Here is a 19,467-nt window from a genome sequence, read left to right as displayed (position 1 = left end):
TGATCCGTTACCTGATTCAGGAGCATGTGTATGCAGAAGAAGACTGCCCGTGGTGTTTTCGTCGCGCTGGCCGCGGGTGCGGCGCTGGCCGCGGTCCCGGCCGCCGCGAACGCCGAGCCGTTGACGCTGGACCCGTACGTCCCCGACACCACGAGCACCAAGGTCGCTCCGGTCGGCAGCCTGCTCGACACCAACAGCGTGAGCGGCCTGTCGTCCAATGTGACCTCGCGCCTGGCGTGCGTGGTGCAGTCGATCAGCCAGCAGGTGGACTGCATCAACGGCGCGGCGTGATTTCGGGCGTCGGGCGCCGGTCCTCGTCGCGCGGCGCCCGGCGCACCATCCGCACCTGCATTGCGGGAGTGAAGGCTTCGACTCGGCGTTCGCCGTCGAGTTCGAAGCCGTATTTCTTGTAGAAGGCCTGCGCGCGCGGGTTCTCCTCGAACACCCAGAGCGCGGTGTCGGCGTCGTCCGGCAGCACCGTGCGCATCAGATCGTGCGCGAGACCGGTGCCGTAGTAGGCGGCCCGCACGTACATGGCATTGAGTTCCCGTGGCGTGGGCGAGTTCTCCTCGGCCGCGGGGCCGGCGGCCGCGAATCCGACGACCGCGTCGTCGACGACGGCGACCCACACGTGCCCCGGATACCTGACCCGGACGCGGTCCCAGGCCGCGGCGCGCTGATCCACATCGAAGGCGTCCAGCACGTGCTGGGGGACCAGGCCCTGATACGCCTCACGCCAGCAGGCGACATGGCAGACCCCGAGCCCGTGGGCGTGCTCGGCCCCGAGCGGAACCACCCGCCATTCGCTCATGCGTCCTCCCATGGATGACAGAAGCCCCGGATCACCCAATTCTGGGTGCCGGGGCTTCTGCGGGAAAGCTGATTCAGCCGCGAACGACCTTGCCCGCCTTGAGGCAGGAGGTGCAGACGTTCATGCGGCGGGTGTTGCCGGGGGCAACCTGGGCGCGCACGGTCTGGATGTTCGGGTTCCAGCGACGGTTGGTGCGCCGGTGCGAGTGCGAAACCGACTTACCGAAGCCGGGGCCCTTGGCGCAGACGTCACAGACGGCAGCCATAGTCGCGAGCTCCTTCATGTCATAGTGGGACGCGCTGCACGGTGCACAGCGTGTCCGAAAGCCTAATGTCTTGGACGTACCTACCAGCGAATCGCTGGTGAACGCGGGCCGATACCTGAGAGAGCAGGACCGTGCCTGCGTGAGGCAACCGCACAAGAGTAGCCAACCCCGCCCGGGCGTGTCCAATCAGCCCCCCGTTCACGGCTTCGTATGCGGCGTACGAATGCCAGGTGACGGCGTGGTGTCGGTTGCCCCGACTAGGCTGGCTGCCGGGATTCCACGACGTGAGAGGACGGTGACGGTGCCCGGGGAAGCGGACGCGCTCGACGGAACTGCCCTGCTGCGCTGGGGCCGGCTCACCCTCTCCGCCCTGGAACGCCACCGGGACGAGATCAACGCCCTCAATGTCTTCCCCGTCGCCGACTCCGACACCGGCACCAATCTCCTCAGCACCATGCGGGCAGCCCTCCGCGGAGCGGAGGCCGCGGCGGGAACGTCGCAGGACGCGGAGCGCGATCCGGGGGCGCCGGCCGCGGACGCGGTATCGAGCGGGCCGAGTGCCCGGGAGGTCGGCGCCGCCATGGCGCGTGGCGCGACCATCGGGGCGCGCGGGAACTCGGGAATCATCCTGTCGCAGGTGTTGCGGGGGATCGCGGACGGGGTGACCGCAGGGCCGTTGACGGAGCAGACGCTGCGGGTCGCTCTGCGGCGGGCCGCGCGGCTGGTGCGCGAGGGGCTGAGTTCGCCGGTCGAGGGGACGATGCTGACCGTGCTGGATCGGGCTGCCGAGCGGGCGGTCGATTGCCCGGAGCGGGAACTGGTCTCGGTGGCGCTGGCGGCGGCCGATGGGGCGGCCAAAGCCTTGGGGGAGACGCCCACGCAATTGGGGGTGCTGCGGGACGCCGGGGTCGTGGACGCCGGGGCGCGCGGATTGCTGGTGCTACTGGACGAATTGGTGGCGGCGGCCGGGGGAAGCGCGCCGGCGCGACCGGCTTATCGGCGTGGTGCACCGGAGCGAACGACCATGGTGGCCGGGACACGCCGGGTGAGCGTCGGGGGCGGCACCGATGCACCAGCTCCGGAAGCCGTCGGCGCGCTAGGATCGAATCAGGTTGTGCCGGTGTCGAATTCGGTGATAGACGGCTCGCTGGGCAAGGCGGGCGCGCCGCATTACGAGGTCATGTTCCTGGTGCGCGGGACCGACGAGCAGCGGATCGCCGCCTTGCGGGATCGGCTCGGGGCACTGGGGGATTCGGTGGTCGTCGTGGGAGACGGCGCGCAGACCTGGTCCGCGCACGTGCACTGCGCCGATGCGGGGGCGGCGGTCGAGGCCGGGCTCGGCACCGGCACAGTGAGCGGGATCCACATCGAGACGCTGACCGTCTCCACGCACGCGCCCGGCGGCGCGGACCGGGCGATCCTGGCGGTGGCCACCGGGGCCGGCGCGGTGCGGCTGTTCGAGGACGCGGGAGCCGTGGTGCTCGAGGGTGACGTGACGGCGGACGTCCTCCTCGACGCGATCCGCGCGGTCCGGCAGCGAGAAGTGCTGGTACTGCCGAACGGGGCACTGCCCGCGCACGAGCTGGTGGCCGTCAGCGTGGCCGCGCGCGACGGACAGCGTGAAGTGCTGATGCTGCCGTGCGGGTCGATGGTGCAGGGGCTGGCGGCCCTGTCCATGCACGATGCCGGCCGGGCCGCGGCGGACGACGCGTTCGCCATGTCGGAGGCGGCGGCCGGAACCCGGTGGGGCGCTTTGCGGATGGCACCGGAGCGGGCGCTGACCATGGTGGGGATGTGCGAGGCGGGGGACGGGCTCGGTCTGGTCGGCCACGATGTGGTGGTCATCGATTCGGACGTGCGGGCGGCGGGGCGCACGCTGCTGGACCGGATGCTCGGGCTGGGCGGGGAATTGGTGACCATGCTCATCGGATGCGATGCGCCGGAAGGGCTTTCGGCCGATCTGGCCGGGCATGTGGCCGCGGGCTTCCCCGGTGTGGAAGTGGTGGTTTACCCGGGCGGGCAGTCCGGCGACCTGGTGCAGATCGGGGTGGAATAGATGGCGACACTGGCGGATCGGCTCGACCACGTGCTCGGGGTGAAGGCGGCCGAGGGGCTGCAGGAGCACTTCGATATGCAGACGGTGGAGGACCTGCTGCGGCACTATCCGCTGCGCTACGCCACCCAGGGGCAGCCGCTCACCGAGGAGGCGCCCGAGGAGGGCCAGCACATCACGGTGATGGGCCGGGTCACCAAGACCGAGCTGCGGCCCATGAAGAACCGGCGCGGCAGCCTGCTCAAGGTGAACCTGGACACCGGCGGCCCGCGCCCGGTGGAGATCACCTTCTTCAATGGCGACAAGGTGCGGTATCTGGTGAAAGAGGGTGTGCGGGCCATGATGTCGGGCACCGTGCACTGGTGGCGGCCCGACCGCTGGAATCTCTCGCACCCGGACTATCTGATCCTGCCCGAGCAGGGTGACGGGTCGATCGAGAATCTCACCACCGTGCGCGGCGGCGGCGCGCTGCGCGGGTTGGCGCAGACCGCGAAAGGCGCGGGGGGAGTGGACGTCTCGTTCTTCGAGCGCGAGTTCATCCCGGTGTACCCGTCGACCGCCAAGGTGCAGAGCTGGGATCTGCTGCGCTGTATCCGCCAGGTGCTCGACCAGCTCGACCCCATCGACGATCCGCTGCCGGAGGAGCTGCGCGCCGAGCATGCGCTGCTGCCGGTCTCCGACGCGCTGCGCCTGATCCACCTACCCGAGCACAAGGTCGACATCGAAGCCGCCCGTGGCCGTCTGCGTTTCGACGAGGCCATGGCCTTGCAGCTGGTGCTGGCCGAGCGTCGTCACCAGACCGAGGGCCGGGCCGCCAAGCCGTGCCCGCCGCGCACCGACGGCATCGCCGCCGCCTTCGACAAGCGGCTGCCGTTCGAGCTGACCGAGGGTCAGCGCACCGTCATCGACGAGATCTCCGCCGACCTGTCGCGCAGTCACCCCATGCACCGGCTGCTGCAGGGCGAGGTGGGTTCGGGCAAGACCATCGTGGCCCTGCACGCCATGCTTCAGGTGGTGGACAACGGCCAGCAGTGCGCGCTGCTTGCGCCGACGGAAGTCCTTGCGGCGCAACACTATCGGTCCTTGACCAAGATGCTCGGCGATCTCGGCAACGCCGGGGAGCTGGGTGCGGCCGACCAGGCCACCAAGGTGGTGCTGGTGACCGGCTCGATGTCGGCGGGCCAGAAGAAGGCGGCCCTGCTGGACGCGGTCACCGGCGACGCGGGCCTGGTGATCGGCACCCACGCCCTCATTCAGGACAATGTGGAGTTCTTCGATCTCGGCATGGTGGTGGTCGACGAGCAGCACCGCTTCGGTGTGGAGCAGCGGGATGCGTTGCGCGCCAAGGCCAAGAACGCCGCCAGCCCGCACCTGCTGGTCATGACGGCCACCCCGATTCCGCGCACGATCGCCATGACCACGCTGGGCGATCTGGAAACCTCGGTGCTGACCCAGCTTCCGCGTGGCCGCTCCCCGATCACCTCGAAAGTCGTTCCCGCCAAGATGAAACCGGCGTGGGTGGATCGCGCGTGGGAGCGGATCAGTGAGGAAGTCGCGCAGGGGCGGCAGGCCTACGTGGTGTGCTCGCGCATCGGCGACGAGGAGGAGAACGCAAAGGGCAAGGGCCGCAAGGCGAAAGCCGAGGAGGAGAAGGAAGGGCCCACCACCCATTCGGCGGTCGACATGTACGAGATGCTCGGCTCGGGTCCTTTCAAGGACCTGCGGGTGGGCCTGCTCCACGGTCGGCTGCCGGCGGACGAGAAGGACCGGGTCATGCGGGCCTTCAACGACGCCGAGATCGATGTGCTGGTGTGCACCACGGTCGTCGAGGTCGGTGTCGACGTCCCGAACGCCACGGTCATGGTGATCGTCGACGCGGACCGCTTCGGCGTGAGCCAGCTGCACCAGCTGCGCGGTCGTGTCGGCCGCGGTAAGCACGCGGGCCTGTGCCTGCTCATCACCGAGACCAATCCGATGGGCACGGCCATGGCCCGGCTGGAGGCGGTCGCGGGCACCACCGACGGTTTCGAACTGGCGGTGCTGGATCTGCGGCAGCGCCGCGAGGGCGATGTGCTGGGCTCCGCGCAGTCGGGCACGGCCCGCAGCCTGCGCCTGCTGTCGCTGCTCGACGACCTCGAAGTCATCACGGCCGCACAGCAGCTGGCGCGCGAGATCGTCGAGTCCGATCCGGGTCTGGTGCGTCATCCCGGCCTGGCGAGCATGATGCGCGCGGCCGTGGACGGTGAACGGCTGGAGTATCTGGCCAAGTCCTGACGGTTCACTCGTCGTCGGGTTCCTCCGGGCTCAGCCGCGCCAGTTCGCGCCAGCGCGCGAGTTCCTCGTCGTGCGAACCCTCGAGCGTCGCCTCGGTGACGTCGACGGCGGCCGCGTCGTCACTGTCGCCGTCGCGGGTGAGCAGCAGCAGCGGCCAGGTGGGTCCATCGGGTCCGGCGCCGTCGAACGGCTGCCAGGTCCAGGGTCCGCCGAAGCGCCACGCGCGTCCGCCGGCGTCGGCGATCTCGTCGCCGATCTCCAGGAAGGCGTATGGGCGGAACCGCAATTCGACGCGTCGTGGGATGTCGTCCTCGGGGTCGAACCACGCGCCCTGATCCTCCGCGCCCGGATCGACGGACTGCCCCGCGCGCAGGAAGACCACCTCTCGCCGCGGGCGGGGTAGCCATCCGGTGACGCGCGGCGGATCGAACCGCCGCACGGCGATGACGTGCACCACGGTCGGCGGAATCCCGATGCGGCACATCGTTTCGGTAGCGGGTTCACCGGAGTCGGCATCGAGTTCCGCGGCGGCGGGCTGGATCCGGAACACTTCCCGGTCCCATCCGGGTGTGTCCGGTCCGGCCGCCACCGCGACGACGCCGTTCCACCGCACCCCGTCGCTCGCCGGATCCACGGCCCACCACGGCCATTCGACGAGGACATCGTCAGCCGTCAGCCCGGTCACCCGTGCCTCGGTGTACGGACACGACAGCTCGAGGATGTCGCCAACCCGGTATTCGAACGCCACAGCCACCGAACCTAACCCGTCCCCACCTTCGCCGCCGCATTCCGCGGGACCGGTCGGTCACGAGTGTCATTGCCGGGCTGATCGGCCCGGGGTGCCCGGAATATCAGCCGGCGGCGGGGAATTCGTCGGCTTTCACGCCCTGGATGAAGGCTTCCCACTCCCGGACCGTGAAGAGCAGCACCGCACCGTTGCGGCCTTCTTTGCTGTGGGCGATGACCATGCCACGGCCGGGCCAGTAGCCGACCTGGACGCAGCTGCCATGGGGGCCACTGGCCGCGCTCGTCCGCAATTGAAGTCCTGCGGGCAGATCTGCCTGAGTGATCATGAGAGCGGTTCCTTTCGTCCTTTCACAGGTCGGGGCGGACGCGAGCCGAGGAAGAGCAGCCGGGGTCCACGATGCGGGACAGCGCCGTCTGGCATCGGCTGAACGAATGCGAACACTGGGAAACACGGGGCACGGAGACGGCCGGATGACCGATTGTTCGACGGTGTTCACACTACCGGGTAGCTGCTGGGCGCGTGCCCGATCGATTGCAAAACGGTGACCCGTCATGGGGATTCAAGATCGAAGGCTCGCTATGGGCACAGACACGTTCGCCCGTACGGATTTCGACGATGCCGTCCGTACGGGCGAACAGGGTGCTGCCGGGTGGGTTCTCACACCTCGAGGTCCTCCTCGATGCCCTTGAGGCGGTGGCGGGCCATGGCCAGGTTGGCGCGGCCGCGGTCGAGCGCGAGATAGAGGAACAGGCCCTTGGATTTACGGCCCGTCATGGGCCGGATGACGTGGTACTGGCCGCTGAGGGTGATGAGGATGTCCTCGATGTCCTCGTTGATGCCCAGCTGATCGATGGTGCGCATCTTGGCTCTGACCACCTCGGTATTGCCCGCGGCGGCGACCTGGAGATCCAGCGCCTTGGAGCTGCCGAGCATGCCGAGCGCCATGCCGCTGTTGTAGTCGACCACGGCCGCGCCGATGGCGCCGTCGATCACCATCATGTCCTTCAGTGCGATATCCATGTTGGACATGGGTTTTCCTTTCAATCGGTGTTATCACTTGGGGTTCAGGGTCTGAGTGGGGTCGGCCTCCCCGGTCACCGCCGCGAGGCGGTCGGCGATGGCGCGGGCCGCGGGCCGCGATTCCAGGTGCAGGCGGCCGATATTCGCGCCGGGTCCGGCGAGCACGGTGAGTGAGGCGGTCCAGCCGACCGCGTAGATCACCACGTCCCCGGTTTCGCCGTGCACGACCACCTCGTGGAAGCCGCCGCCGTGCGCGGTGGCGGCCAGCCGGTGGGAGAGTGAGAGCTGAGCGGCGGTGAGCGCGGCCATGCCCGCCGGTTCGATGTGGGTGGGCAGATCGTGTGCGATGAGCAGCCCGTCGGTGGACGCCACCAGCGTGCCCGTCAGCTGCGGCACCCGGTCCCGCAGCAACTTCAGTTCCTCGAGTACCTGCGTGTTCGGTTCTGGGCCGGACATCGCCACTTTGGTCAACCTTCTTCCTATCAATTCACCGAGCCGCCTTCTCCGCGCGGTCACGCGAGCTCCTCCAAGGCCGCCTCCCTATTCGTTCGCCGAGCGGTTGTGCCCGTTCTGTCCCACCGGGTGCACCGGCTGAGGTCATGCCAGCTCCTCGAGTGCTGCCCGCAGCCGGATGAGCACGTCCCGGTCGGGCGGCTCCCAGCGGTCGGGGACGGCGACGGGGGTGGCCTGCCGGACCCGGCGGCGCAGCGGTGGCATGGAATCCGTTGTCGCGGTGGCGCGCAGGGCCGGATCCGGGCCGGCCGGTCCGGGCCCGGCCAGTGGGTTCCCGATGCCGAGCGGGTCGGCCATATCGAGGGGGTCCGGGATAGCGATCGGGTCCGCGAGGGCGACCGGATCCGAGTAGGTGACCACCACGGGCGGTTCGAGGAGCCCGGCTGCGGTGAGCTCGCGCACCGCGAGCAGGCAGCCGTACGTGGTGCGGCCCAGTTCCCCGGCGAGGGCGGTGATGCTGTGCCGGGCGTCGACGGCGGCGAGCACTTCGGCTTGGCCGCCGGTGAGCACGACGCGCCGCCGCCGGACCCGCCGCACCGGCACCACGGCGACGCGGTCGACCAGCCGCACCGGCCACACGCCCGCGGCCGGATCACCGCGGCGGGCGCATTCGTGCAGGAGCGCGCCCGGGGTGATGCGGCAGACGCCGGCCAGCCAGTGCGGCGGCCCGTCCCGGAATTCCAGCGGCGCGGGCGCGGCCAGCAACATGTAGGCGGCGTCGAAGACCGACAGCAGCGCAAGGGTTTCCAGATGAGGGCTCGTGAGTAGCCCGTCGGCGGGCGGCCCGCCGCTCGCGCTCGCCCGGGCGCGCCGCCAGCCCTCGGCGTCGGTCAGCCCGGCCGCCATCGCCATGCGGTCGAGTCCGGTGGTTCGCCGGCATTCGGCGGCCACGATCGCGCCCTCGACGAGATGAAATGCGCCGTCGCCCACGGCGAGTGCGCCGGTGCCGCGTTGCTGCTCCAGCCGCCGTAGTTCGAGGACGAGTTCACTGTCCATGATCGTCCTCGGCAAATTCGGCGAGAATTGCCCGCAGCTGGTATCGAGCCATGGCGAGATTGCCGCTGTCACCGTCGAACAGGATGTGCACGAAAAGCCGCCCGTCGAAATCGCCGTCGATCATATTCAGCAGGTGAAATCCCTGGGTTCCGCAGACGATGATCTCGGTGATGTCGTCACCGGCGCGACCGGTCACGAGTGCCGGGGAGGTGAGCACCGAACGTACGACATCGGTTGCGGCAGCGGCATCTTCGTGTTGATCGACCACATCGTGCCGCCCCGCTGCGGCAATGGCCAGGCCGCTCGCGCCGTCTACCAGGGTTACGCTGCATGCACCGGGAATGTCCATGATGCGTTTGAGGCATCCGTCGATACCGAACACTACGCCACCATTTTTTGAGGAGAGACTTCGAGCAAATCCAGACGGTACACATGATCTGCTCGTGATGGGTGGCAAACGCTGGATTAATTCAGGTGACTCGTCATTCTCCCGGGTTGGAAATGAAGAATACTAGACAGTATTTAATACCATTCGGTATTTAATGCAATGAGGCAGGATGGATATCCAGAATGGGTGCAGGAGTTGCTGCGCAGCAACACGGCTTTCACCAGCGACAATGGGTGCGCAGCCGAGCGAGGCCCGCCGGGGACATCGGAAGGCGGTGCGGTGGAGTGGGACTCGCGGGGGCGCGCCGGGGCAACTCGGGGGTAGCCCGATCGACGATCGGTGGTGTATGCGCTGAATCTCAGCGGGGCATACGGGGATACGGCAGATCCGAACTGGTGTGCTCGCTGATCGCCAGCGGCCGCCCGATTTGCGGGAAGGCGCGCTGGGCGCAGTTGGGGCGCTCGCACACCTTGCAGCCCGCGCCGATGGGCGCCGCCGCGGCCGGATCGTCCAGCTCCAGGCCGCGCGAATACACCAGCCGGTCGGCGTATTCGATGTCGCAGCCCAGACCGATGGCGAATTCCTTTCCGGCCGTGCCGAACCCGGTCGGGGTGGGCGCGGTGGTGCGGGCCACCCACAGATAGCGCCGTCCGTCGGGCATGGACGCGACCTGCGACAGCATTCGGCCGGGATGGTTGAACGCCTCGTGCACCACCCACAGCGGACAGCTGCCGCCCACCCGGGAGAAGTGGAAGGCGGTGGCGGACTGGCGTTTCGAGATATTGCCGGCGCGATCGGTGCGGATCAGGAAGAACGGCACGCCGCGCTGGCCCTGCCGCTGCAGGGTGCTGAGCCGATGGCAGACGGTCTCGAAGCCGACCTCGAAGCGCAGGCTCAGCAGATCGATGTCGTAGTGCAGTTCGTCGGCCGAGCGCAGGAACTTGCCGTAGGGCAGGACGAGCGCGCCGGCGAAGTAGTTGGCCAGCCCGATCCGGGCCAGGGTGCGGGATTCGTCGGAGAGCGAGGGGCTTTCGTCGAGCACTTCGTCGAGCAGGCCGCCGTGCAGCAGGAACGCCAGGGTGGTGGCGATCTGGAAGGCGCGCTGCCCGGGCCGCAGCCGCCGGGCCAGGGTGAGGGTGCGGGTCTCGGGTTCGTAATGACGCTTGGGAATGTTCGGATCGGCGCCGTCGCCGCGGACCAGGACGGTGACGCCGGCGCGTTCCTCGGCGACCCGGGCCAGTTGGCGGTCGAGGGAGCCGATGGTGAGCCCGTTCTCCTCGAAGAGCCGCTCGGCGGCGAGATCCAGCTGGGCGATGTGATTGTGGTGGTCGTAGAAGAAGTCGCGCACGTCCTCGTAGGGCATGGGGACGCCGGGTGCGCCGGCGGGCGTGGCCACCTTGGAGGACAACAGATCCAACTGGTCGGTCGCGGCCCGTAGTCGGCGATGCATGGCCACAACGATTTTCGCGACTTCGGGCATGCGGGTGGCCAGGTCCTCGACCTCGGCCACCGGCGCGGCATTGCCTCCCGCCGCCTCCACCAGGATCTCGTGCAGGTCCGACACCAGCCGGGCGTCGGAGTCCGCGGCGAAGAACTGCACATCGAGGTCGAAGGTGGAATTCAGTTTCAGCAGCACGGGAATGGTGAGCGGCCGCTGATCACGCTCGAGCTGGTTGAGGTAGCTGGGCGACAGGTCCAGGGATTTGGCCAAGGCCGCCTGGGTCATCCGCCGTTCCTCGCGCAACCGCCGTAGTCGGGCGCCCGCATACATCTTGCGCACGTGCAGGATCGTACCGATTCGACTTCGCAAACATCGCAATTTGAGGAGACTCGCCGCAACTTCGCCGACCCTGCGTGGTACTTCACCATGGCGACTGCTGTGCGTAGCATGCGAATTCGGTGCTATGGGCGGTTTTCGCGCGAGTCCCCATCGTACGACCACCCCGGCGCCGCGGGGAAGGAACGGGATTCGGAATGTGTGCCGAAAAAGGCGGTCTCAGCCCAGAATCAGGTGAACCTGGAGTTCGCCGACCAGGAACCCGAGCACCGCGCCGATGGCGACGAGCTTCCATTCGTCCTGTTTGAACGCCGGGCGCAGCAGGCCCTCGTACTCGTCGTCGGTCAGTTGCTTCGTCTTCTCGATGACGAGGGTGCGGACATCCAGGGCCTCGATGGCGTGCTGATCGAAGCCGGAGTGGGCGGCGGCCTTCACATGATCGAGCACGAAGGTGACCGCGTCGCGTTCCAGGGCGGTGTAGCTGTCGCGAGCGACCATCAGCATGAGCGGGCGGGCGGGCCCGGTCTGGAGTTCGAGGAACTCGCTGACGTGCCGGCTCAGCAGGGATGCCAACCGGTCAGCACGTTCGCCGTTGAGGACGGCCTCGAGAATGCGTGCGGGGGTCAGGATCTCGGTGGCGATGAGATCGCCGTAGTCGGTGCAGACCTGCTCACGGCGCTTGTGGAAGAGGCCCTGCCACTTGAGGGGGCCGATACCGACCGGCCGGATCGGGCGGAAGATCATCTGCAGCGCCAGCCAATCGGTGATCAAACCGGTGAAACCGCCGAAAGCGGGCATGAGCAGCGGGGAATGGGTGAGCGCCCAGGTGAGCATCTGCACGAAGCCCAGCACGGTGCCGAAGATCAGACCCGAGCGCACGATGAAGCGCAGCTCGTTGCGGCCCACCCGGCGCACCATCTCCACCAGCAGCGACTTGTCGTCCACCAGCGCGCTGATGGCCATGCCGCGCAGATCCATCACCTGGTCGAGATTGGTGCGCAGGTCGTAGACGATGTCCTCGATCAGCCGCGGCAGATCCCGTTGCGCGCGTTCGATGATGGCGCGCTGAGCGGCGTCGGGCATGTTCACCCAGAGCCGGGGCTGATGCTTCATCATCATGGCGCGGACCATGTAATCGACACCGGCGTCGAGGGGTTCGCGCAGCCGCGTGGTCAGCTCGGCGACATCGATGCGGGCGATGATGTCCTGCGGATCGATGAGCTTGCCGAACATGAGGTCCACCGCGATGGTGGCCATCCGCGGCGCGGACCGGGGAATCACGCCCTGCCAGCCCAGCCACGGTGGGATGCCCTTGAATTCGAGCGGATACATGAGCATCTGCACGGCGACGATCTTGGTCACCCAGCCGATGAGTGCGGCGACGAGCGGGATGGAACAGTACAGCAGCCAGTGGTCGGCGAAATCCGCGATCAACCCTTCACCCCGGTGGTTGCCATGCCCAGCTCCTCGGTGCAATTATTCGTATTCAGCCGTACAGCTATTTGTGCCGCGGCTCAGGCTAGGAGACCCGCGTGCCCACTGGCAAGACCGAGAGCTCACCGCCCACTCAGCGTGTCATCGCCATCGTGGAACTGCTGGCCGCCCAGGATGACTCGCTCACCTCGGCCGAGATCGCCGACAGCCTGGATCTGAACCGATCCACCACCGGAGCGATCCTGGCCGCGCTCGCCCAAAGCGGCTGGGTGCGCCGGCGACCGGATCTGCGCTATGAACTCGGCGGGCGGCTCGCGGCGGTCGGGGCGCGCGCTGCCGTGGGACAGCGCGATCGCGCCTGGCTGGACCGGGAATTGGCGCGGCTGGCCGACCGTGTCGACTGCGGTGCGGCACTGACCGCGCTCAGCGGCGGTCACCTGAAGTTCGTCGCCGTCACCCGCGACCGCCTCACCGTGGGAATGGAATCCGGCGTACGGATTCCGCTGCTCGCCCCGGCGGGGGCCGCGATCATCGCCCACACCGGCGCGGCCCGCCAACGGGATTGGATCGACACCCGCGGGACCGAGCGGCGTGACGAATATCGCGCCGTCCTCGACACCCTCCGGACCGCCGGCTATTGCGCCTGGCGGCTCGAACGCGACAGCCTCCCCGGAGTCCGGGTGCTCTCCGAGGTCGCCGACCACCTCGCCGAACATCCGGGAAACACGGACCTGCAGGGCAAGGTGCTGGCCCAACTGGCGACCTTCGGCGGCAGCGCCTACGACCAGCAGACCTTCGACAGCGACGCGACCCTGCCGCTCAGCTATATGAGCGCCCCGGTTTTCGACGGCGCCGGCCACGCGGTCATGGAACTACAGATCGGCCCCCTGCGTGAGGACGTCACCCGCACTGAACGCCGCCGCTACCTGACGGAATTGTCCGCGGCCGCCCGCCGCATCGGCGACGGCCTCGAGCCCGTCAGTCCTCGCCCCACACCACCGCCTGCGCGGCGATGACCGAGGTGCCGTCGAAGGTCACCGCCGGTGACCCGTGCAATCGATACCCCTCGTCCAGCAGTGCGCTGATCCGCTCACAGAACGTCGCGTCGTCGGGCCCGGTGATCAGTCGATAGCGCAGTCGCGGTTGCTCGGTCATGACGCCAGCCTAGGGGTCGGCGGGTGCCGGAGCGGCGGGCGCTATTGCATCTCGCGGGTGGTCGCGATGAGGAATTGGATGGTGTCCTGGACCTTCTGGTCGGTCATCCTCAGTGGGACCGAGCTGGTCGCGGCGATCTTGTCGTCGATGGCGAGCATGCCCTCCCAGGTGCCGACCCGGGTCAGGTAGCTGTCGTCGGGGGTGCGCCAGACATCCTCACCGAAACCGTCCAGGCGCTGGTAGCGGGCGCCGATCGGGTCGGAGTGGTCCGTTTTGTGCATATTGCGGACCGTCAGCCACGCCACGTAGGGGGCGCGGCGCTGCAGGTTCAGATAGCAGGATCCGGTGGTGTCGATCGAAGCGTCGATCGTGCCCTGGCTGAGTTCGGCCACCTGCGCCTCGGGAACTCCGAGCGTGTTGTGGAAGAAATCGATCATCCGCGTGCACAGATCCCGGTTCGAGTGCGCGGAAGTTGTTGCGCCGGGGCTGATCTGGGTTGTCGGAGACGATCCGCATCCCGCCGGCGCCAGCACGGCCACCGCCAGCAGGCACCGGACCCCCCACTGCTTTCCGAGCACCTCGACCTCCTGTCCGGGGCGGAGCGTAACAGGACCGGTGTGTCCGGCCAACCACGGTGGCGCAACTGCGCCGGACTGCCCTTTCGCCCCTGTGGGAGAACCGGTTTCGGAACGGGTCGGCTCAGAGCACCTTCACGATCGCGGGCACGACCTTCTGGACCAGCACATCGGGGGAGCGGTCGGTCCAGGTCTGAAAGGCCCGGGCGGTCAAGGGATCGTCGACGATGACCAGCCGGGCATGGGTCAGGTTGGAGGAGACGAAACCGCTGGGCAGCCCGCGCAGACCGCCGTTGCCCGCCTGCTTGTCGGTACGCACCACGATCACGATATCGACGTCGGGGACCGCGACGTCGGAGGGCGACAGTGGGCGCGGTGACGCCTCGCCGGACTGGGCGCGGAATTCGGTGGTGTAGCGAAAGCCGATGTCCACCAGGAACTTCGCCTGGTCACTGGTGTCCAGGTCGGCGGAGAGGCTGCCGTCGCCGAAGTTGAACGCGGCGACGGTCTTGCCCTGGAAGGTGGGGTGGGCGGAGCGAACCTGCTCCAGCGCATCGGTGTGCACGGTGGTGGTCGCACCGGCCGAACCGCCGGAATCGTGGTTCGCGGCCAGAACGACGGCGACGCCCGACACACCCAGTAGCACCACCATCGCCACGATGGCCACGGCGAGCAACCGCCACTGGCTCGGCTGCGGCGGGTCGATCCGGACGGTAGGTTGCTCGTCCTCGGCAAGCGGCCGGACGGCGATCGGCGGCGTCGGGACAATCGGTGCGGCGGAAGGCATCCGGCCCTGCAACGCGAGCTCCGCGTCACGGGTGAAGTCGCGGCAGGTGGCGTAGCGGTGGTCCGGGTCCTTTGCCAGCACCCTGGCGATGACGGCGTCCAGCGCCGACGGCAGATCCGGGCGCCGCGGGCTCAGCGCGGGCGGCGGCTCCTGGAGGTGACCCAGGGTAGCCTGGGCCAGCGAGGTCACCGGGAACGGGGTGTGGCCGGTGAGCAGCTTCACGAAAGCGCAACCCAGACTGTAGATGTCGCCTCGATGGTCGAGCGGCCCGGCGACCAGTCGTTCGGGCGGCGCGTAGGCCAGGGTCGCCATCAGCGCGTCGGTGCCGGTGAGCTCGCGGCCGTCGGTAATCGATTTGGCCACACCGAAATCGGTGAGCAGCACCCGCTCCTCGTCACCCGGGTTCGCGTCCTGCTCACCCGGCGAGAGCAGGAAGTTCGCGGGCTTCACGTCACGGTGCAGCAGCCCGCGCCGATGCGCGTAATCGAGGGCCTTGCCGACCTCGGTGATGATGCGCAGCGCCCGCCGCGGCGTCATGCCGTCGGGGTGCTTCTTCAACTCCACGGCGGCGTCGGTACCGGGCACGTACTGCATGGCGATCCACAGCCGCCCGTCCTCCTCGCCGCGGGCGTACACCGTGACGATGTTCGGATGATCCAGTTCCGCAGCGAGATTCGCCTCGCGCTCGAACCGCGCGCGATAGACCTCGTCGTGGGACAGGTCGGCGCTGAGCACCTTCAGGGCGTCGAGTCGCCGCGGGAACATCGGATCCTGCACCAGATACACGGTGCCCATACCGCCGCTGCCGAGGACCCGGATCACCCGGTAGCCGCCCACGATCGTGCCGGGCCGCAACGGCATGGACATCCTCCCTCAGCACTGCCGGGATCCCGACCCTACGAATGTAGCAACGATCCCCGCACCCGGCCGGGCATCAGATGTGCCCGTAGGCGAGCAGGTAGTACTGGGCCGAAAGTCGTTGGCGCAGATCCTGGGACTGGTCGGCGTACACCTCGGCCACATAGTGGTTGTAGGGCAGGTAGCACATGAATTTCGCTCCGGCGGAGGTCTTCTCGTCCTTCAGTTGCAGGCACCGAGCGGTCGCGAGGCCGGGCGGCGGGTCGATGGGTTTGTACCGGTCGGCCAGCTCGTCGACGAAGGTGCCGGTGAGCCGCTGCGCGCCGACCGCGTCCCGGGTCCGGTAGACGCCGGTGAGCGCGTGCGCCACCAGGTCGACGCCGTTCTCGTCGAAGGCGCGCCGGGTGACCGCCGGCCGATCGTCGAGGGTGAGGGCGGCGTGCGGACCGTACAGTCCCTCGGTCGCCCAGATCTGGCCCTTGCCCGGCGGCAGAGTGCGCGAGAGCAGATCATCGGGATCGGCGAGCAACCCCGAGAGCTGATCCGGCGGGGTGGGCCGGTAGTCCTTCATGGACTCGATCGTCTTGTCCAGGAACACCTTCGCCGCGTCCAGCAGTACGCCGGGACCCTCGGGCACCGTGAGGTCGTCCTCGACGTGGAGCCAGTAGAGGTAGTTGTCCTGGGCGTAGGTGGCCTTCACCGATTCGAGGGAGTTCAGCGCGGCCTTCGCCGTGGGGTAGCCCGGAATCTGCACCGGGCCCTTGTCCGGATAATCCGGACTGGCAAGGCCCACAAGGAACTTCCCGGCGGCAGTGGCCTGTTCCGGCTTCGCGAACCGCAGCACCGTGATGTCCACGTTCAGCCCGAGCGTGGTGTCGGACCGGTGCCGCCCGCCCGACTCCCAGCCCGAGATCAGGCCCGGAGCCCGCTCATTGAAGTTGTCGATGCTCATCGGCGGATAGTCCGCCGTGATCGCGTGCGCGGAATTGTTGAACACCAGGCGGCCGTCGATGTCCAAGGCGAGCGGCACGTGCTCGGCCATCCGGATCGACTCCTGCACCAGGTCGCCCACCGTGATGTCGGGCCGATGGCCCTGGATGGTGCGCGGCACCACCGGGTAGTTGCCCGGATCCAGTTGGGCGGCATCGACGATCGCGGCCCTCGACGCGGGTGTGGCGGGCTCGTGGTGATCCGTGCCGCACCCGGCCGCGAGGGCGACGGCCAGCGCCAGCGCCGCCGGCCGGCCGGACCAGGTCGCGAGGCGGGCACGTGTCATGACTGCCCGCTCCTGGCCAGCATCGAGTACTGCGCCGAAACCCGTTGCGGGAACGAGGCCGGCGCGCCACCGCTGAAACGCGCCTCCGCCCCGATCACCGCGACATACCGGCCGTACACGACTGCGCAGAGGTAGGTGTAGCGGCGGATCGGCTCGGGTTCGTCCAGCTGGATGCAGTGCGCGTCGGTGATGCCGGGCGGAGTGGGAAACTCGTCGTCATCGCGGCCCAGCGTGGTGAGCGCGGCCTGTAAACCGAAGGCCGCCGCCAGATCCCGGGTGCGGTAGACGGTCGCGGCATTGCGAGCGACCAGATCCACTCCGGCCGCCGCGAACGCCTTGCGGGCGGCGGCGCCGTCGCGTTCGTAGTGCAGAGCGCCCGCCGGTGTGTAGACACCGCCGTGATTCCATCCGAACTGGTCGTTGTCGGAGGAGTCGTACTTGTTCGGCAGCGTCAGCCCCAGCATGTTGCCGGGGTTGATCGGCAGATCCGGGAGATCCTCCAGCGGTGTCGGTGTCAGCTCCGCCATCCGGACCAGCTGGGCCTGCGCCATCGCCTTCAGCCGCACCCCCAGCGCGGCCGGGTCGGCCTGGGGGATCACCGCGTGGCCGACGATCGCGTACACACCGCGCACCGCGAAGACCTGTCCCTTGGCATCGGTGATCGAGGAGGCCCGCGCGTCGACGCCGTCGAGCGGGATCGGGTGCAGCCCAGGGGCGGCCAATGCGCCGGCGAACCCGTCGATCGCGGCCTGGGCGGCCTGCGCGGTGGGGAACCGCATGATCGCGAGGGTGATGTGCTTACGCGCCCGAACGCTGTTGTTGTTGCGCGAGATATAGGCCCCCGCGATCATCCGGTTGGTCTGCGCGACCGCCTGCCAGGCCTTGGGGAAGGGTCCGTCGGTGTCGTCGAAGTTGGCGTCGGAGGCGTCCAGCACCCGCGCCCCGCCCAGATACGTGACGTCGGGATCGATTTCGTCCGGGCCGACCAGATAGGTCATCATGCGGCGCGACTCGATCTGATACGCGTCTCTCACGTCCGAGTAGGGCGGCGCGTAGTCGATCGGGGCCGAGGGATACGGCCCGACAATGAGTTTCGAGAGGTCGGCCGGGGTCATCCCGGGGTTCGGGTGACCCGGAACGGTCGACGACGCCACCGCGATGGCGAACGTCAGGACGGTGGTCACCGCAGACAAGACCACCAGAATCGTGCGCAGCCTGCGGGATTCGCGGATTCGCCTCATACCGTCACCTGCTCGTCACCAGCACGTACTCGGCCGCCGTCTTCTGATACAGCTCCGGCACATTGAGCGCGCCGACCTGCACCGTGTACCGGTCCACGTGGAAGGTGCACTGGTTGGCGACGACGCTCCCGTTCTCCAGGACCGCGAAACAGCCGATGTCACCGGGGAATCCCGGCGGCGCGGCGATGCTCCGGCGCTCGCCGGAGGTGTCCGTGGCCGGATTCCAGCGGTCCCACAGCGCGCGGGCCGCCGTCCCGGTCCGGCTGTGGAATACCAGCGCGTCGCCGTAGCCGACCAAATCGATATCGCCGACGGTGAGGAAATCGAGATCGGCGTCGCTCAGGCTCTGCAGCGCGCCGCGGCCGGTGTACGCCCCGTCCGGGTCGGGCCGCATGGGTTCCTCGGGATTCGTCGGCAGGGTGCGGGCGAGAATGCCGTCCGGGTCGAGCGGCATGTGCTCGAATTTGTCCGCGGGCGTCGGCTGGAAGGCGTCCAGCAGTGGCAGCGCGACATCCAGCATCCGCTCGGTGCGGGCGCTCAGGTCGGCCAGATTCGGCGCGGTCGCGAGCTCATCGACCACCTTGATGAACACGACGTAGCGATCGTGCACGGTCCAGGAGCCGATCGAGGCCACGTTCGGCCGCCAATGGGCCTTGCTGTCAGTGTATTTCGGCAGCGTGACGGGACGGTTGTCGACGTTGTAGGTGAAGTCGTCGTGCTCGAGCGCGGGACCGACGGCCGCGGCGCGCCCCGCGTCCGGCAACTCCAGCACCGCGATGCTCAGCCTGCGGTGCTTGTCGTCGGAATCGGATCCGGTGCACCAGGTATCGACCCAGCCGCCGCGCAGATCGTGGGCGATGTCGTCGAAGGTGTCATTGATGAGGATGTCGCCCAGGCCCTTGTGATTGGTGACGATGTGCGGGCGAACGTCATTGGAGCACTGGTAGGCGTACTCCTTGTCGGCCTCGAACGGCAGTGCCACGTAATCCGACAGTCGCTGCGACTCGCGGATGCGAGATTGCTTGTCCGTCTTGGCATTTCCCACCATGCGCGGGGTGATCTGATAGTTGCCGACCTCGAGGGCGGCCGGATCGGTCTGCTGCCGCACCGGTTGCCCGGGAACGTTGGCCGTGCAGCCGGTCACGGCGGCGAGCAGGACGGCGAGGCAGCACAGCAACGGTGCGCGCGTCGCGAACGATCTCAACCGACCCCTCCTCACGGCGGATTTTACCGTCGCGCAAGTGATCTCGCGCCGCTTTGGCCGGGCCGCCCGCGGCCTCCGGCGCGGCCGGGGTC

Annotated in this window: 20 protein-coding genes; 4 read left to right on the top strand and 16 right to left on the bottom strand. The window is 68.4% G+C overall.

Going from position 1 to position 19,467, the window contains the following annotated elements:
- Positions 1 to 30 precede the first annotated feature (30 nt).
- Entirely contained in the window at positions 31 to 291 is a 261-nt protein-coding gene (locus ON33_RS17260) for a hypothetical protein (protein WP_040859992.1), read from the top strand.
- Here the strand turns inward: ON33_RS17260 and ON33_RS17255 are convergent.
- Together ON33_RS17255 and rpmB are read right to left on the bottom strand one after the other, a co-directional pair.
- Complete coding sequence (locus ON33_RS17255) at positions 275 to 811, bottom strand: GNAT family N-acetyltransferase (RefSeq protein WP_063711019.1); 537 nt, start codon at positions 809 to 811, stop codon at positions 275 to 277. The genes ON33_RS17260 and ON33_RS17255 overlap by 17 nt on opposite strands.
- Before the next feature lie 73 nt (positions 812 to 884).
- Entirely contained in the window at positions 885 to 1,076 is a 192-nt protein-coding gene (rpmB, locus tag ON33_RS39730) for a 50S ribosomal protein L28 (RefSeq protein WP_011210730.1), read from the bottom strand.
- Positions 1,077 to 1,299: 223 nt separating this feature from the next.
- Here rpmB and fakA point away from each other — a divergent pair, with 223 nt between their 5' ends.
- Entirely contained in the window at positions 1,300 to 3,132 is a 1,833-nt protein-coding gene (gene fakA / locus ON33_RS17245) for a DAK2 domain-containing protein (protein ID WP_083869039.1), read from the top strand.
- Positions 3,133 to 5,403: an ATP-dependent DNA helicase RecG gene (recG, locus tag ON33_RS17240; RefSeq protein WP_040859990.1), complete on the top strand. Its 2,271-nt coding sequence runs from the start codon at positions 3,133 to 3,135 to the stop codon at positions 5,401 to 5,403.
- Between the two features lie 4 nt (positions 5,404 to 5,407).
- Here the strand turns inward: recG and ON33_RS17235 are convergent, their stop codons facing one another.
- The 8 genes from ON33_RS17235 to ON33_RS17200 all read right to left on the bottom strand — a co-directional run bounded on the left by ON33_RS17235 (position 5,408) and on the right by ON33_RS17200 (position 12,279).
- On the bottom strand, positions 5,408 to 6,151 hold the full coding sequence (locus tag ON33_RS17235; RefSeq protein ID WP_051152389.1) for a hypothetical protein: 744 nt from the start codon (positions 6,149 to 6,151) through the stop codon (positions 5,408 to 5,410).
- Positions 6,152 to 6,254: 103 nt separating this feature from the next.
- Entirely contained in the window at positions 6,255 to 6,476 is a 222-nt protein-coding gene (locus tag ON33_RS41325; protein ID WP_063711017.1) for a DUF397 domain-containing protein, read from the bottom strand.
- Positions 6,477 to 6,808: 332 nt separating this feature from the next.
- Positions 6,809 to 7,180 carry a hypothetical protein gene (locus ON33_RS17225; RefSeq protein WP_040859989.1) on the bottom strand — a complete coding sequence of 124 codons (372 nt, stop codon included), beginning with the start codon at positions 7,178 to 7,180 and terminating at the stop codon, positions 6,809 to 6,811.
- Between the two features lie 24 nt (positions 7,181 to 7,204).
- Positions 7,205 to 7,627: a roadblock/LC7 domain-containing protein gene (locus ON33_RS17220; RefSeq protein ID WP_051152388.1), complete on the bottom strand. Its 423-nt coding sequence runs from the start codon at positions 7,625 to 7,627 to the stop codon at positions 7,205 to 7,207.
- A 141-nt stretch (positions 7,628 to 7,768) separates the two neighbouring features.
- Positions 7,769 to 8,680 carry a hypothetical protein gene (locus ON33_RS17215; protein ID WP_040859988.1) on the bottom strand — a complete coding sequence of 304 codons (912 nt, stop codon included), beginning with the start codon at positions 8,678 to 8,680 and terminating at the stop codon, positions 7,769 to 7,771.
- The gene (locus ON33_RS17210) at positions 8,670 to 9,062 is read right to left on the bottom strand and encodes a hypothetical protein (RefSeq protein WP_040859987.1); all 393 of its coding nucleotides are present in this window, start codon (positions 9,060 to 9,062) and stop codon (positions 8,670 to 8,672) included. Before ON33_RS17210 ends, ON33_RS17215 begins: the two co-directional genes overlap by 11 nt.
- A gap of 364 nt (positions 9,063 to 9,426) precedes the next feature.
- Entirely contained in the window at positions 9,427 to 10,848 is a 1,422-nt protein-coding gene (locus tag ON33_RS17205; RefSeq protein WP_040859986.1) for a short-chain fatty acyl-CoA regulator family protein, read from the bottom strand.
- A 216-nt stretch (positions 10,849 to 11,064) separates the two neighbouring features.
- On the bottom strand, positions 11,065 to 12,279 hold the full coding sequence (locus ON33_RS17200) for a DUF445 domain-containing protein (protein WP_040859985.1): 1,215 nt from the start codon (positions 12,277 to 12,279) through the stop codon (positions 11,065 to 11,067).
- A gap of 98 nt (positions 12,280 to 12,377) precedes the next feature.
- On the opposite strand from ON33_RS17200, the gene ON33_RS17195 reads away from it, so the two are divergent.
- Complete coding sequence (locus ON33_RS17195) at positions 12,378 to 13,295, top strand: helix-turn-helix domain-containing protein (protein ID WP_063711016.1); 918 nt, start codon at positions 12,378 to 12,380, stop codon at positions 13,293 to 13,295.
- Here the strand turns inward: ON33_RS17195 and ON33_RS39720 are convergent.
- The 6 genes from ON33_RS39720 to ON33_RS17170 form a co-directional block, all read right to left on the bottom strand.
- Positions 13,258 to 13,434 (bottom strand): DUF1737 domain-containing protein, encoded by a 177-nt coding sequence (locus ON33_RS39720; protein WP_083869037.1) that lies wholly within the window; start codon positions 13,432 to 13,434, stop codon positions 13,258 to 13,260. The two genes, ON33_RS17195 and ON33_RS39720, sit on opposite strands and share 38 nt — an antisense overlap.
- 41 nt (positions 13,435 to 13,475) lie before the next feature.
- Positions 13,476 to 14,012, bottom strand: a complete 537-nt coding sequence (locus tag ON33_RS17190) for a hypothetical protein (RefSeq protein WP_157184581.1) — start codon at positions 14,010 to 14,012, stop codon at positions 13,476 to 13,478.
- 121 nt (positions 14,013 to 14,133) lie between these two features.
- Positions 14,134 to 15,657, bottom strand: coding sequence for a serine/threonine-protein kinase (locus ON33_RS44025; protein WP_051152395.1), 1,524 nt, complete (start codon positions 15,655 to 15,657; stop codon positions 14,134 to 14,136).
- A gap of 73 nt (positions 15,658 to 15,730) precedes the next feature.
- Positions 15,731 to 16,930: a DUF7373 family lipoprotein gene (locus ON33_RS17180; protein ID WP_040859982.1), complete on the bottom strand. Its 1,200-nt coding sequence runs from the start codon at positions 16,928 to 16,930 to the stop codon at positions 15,731 to 15,733.
- On the bottom strand, positions 16,927 to 18,171 hold the full coding sequence (locus ON33_RS17175; RefSeq protein WP_051152386.1) for a DUF7373 family lipoprotein: 1,245 nt from the start codon (positions 18,169 to 18,171) through the stop codon (positions 16,927 to 16,929). The genes ON33_RS17180 and ON33_RS17175 overlap by 4 nt, the downstream gene beginning before the upstream one ends.
- 4 nt (positions 18,172 to 18,175) lie before the next feature.
- Entirely contained in the window at positions 18,176 to 19,375 is a 1,200-nt protein-coding gene (locus ON33_RS17170) for a DUF7373 family lipoprotein (RefSeq protein WP_245550569.1), read from the bottom strand.
- Positions 19,376 to 19,467: the final 92 nt, after the last annotated feature.

Source organism: Nocardia niigatensis NBRC 100131, from assembly GCF_000308655.1.
Classification (GTDB): domain Bacteria; phylum Actinomycetota; class Actinomycetes; order Mycobacteriales; family Mycobacteriaceae; genus Nocardia; species Nocardia niigatensis.
Note: the sequence above shows the minus strand (reverse complement) of the source record. Positions and strands in the feature narration are given on the sequence as shown.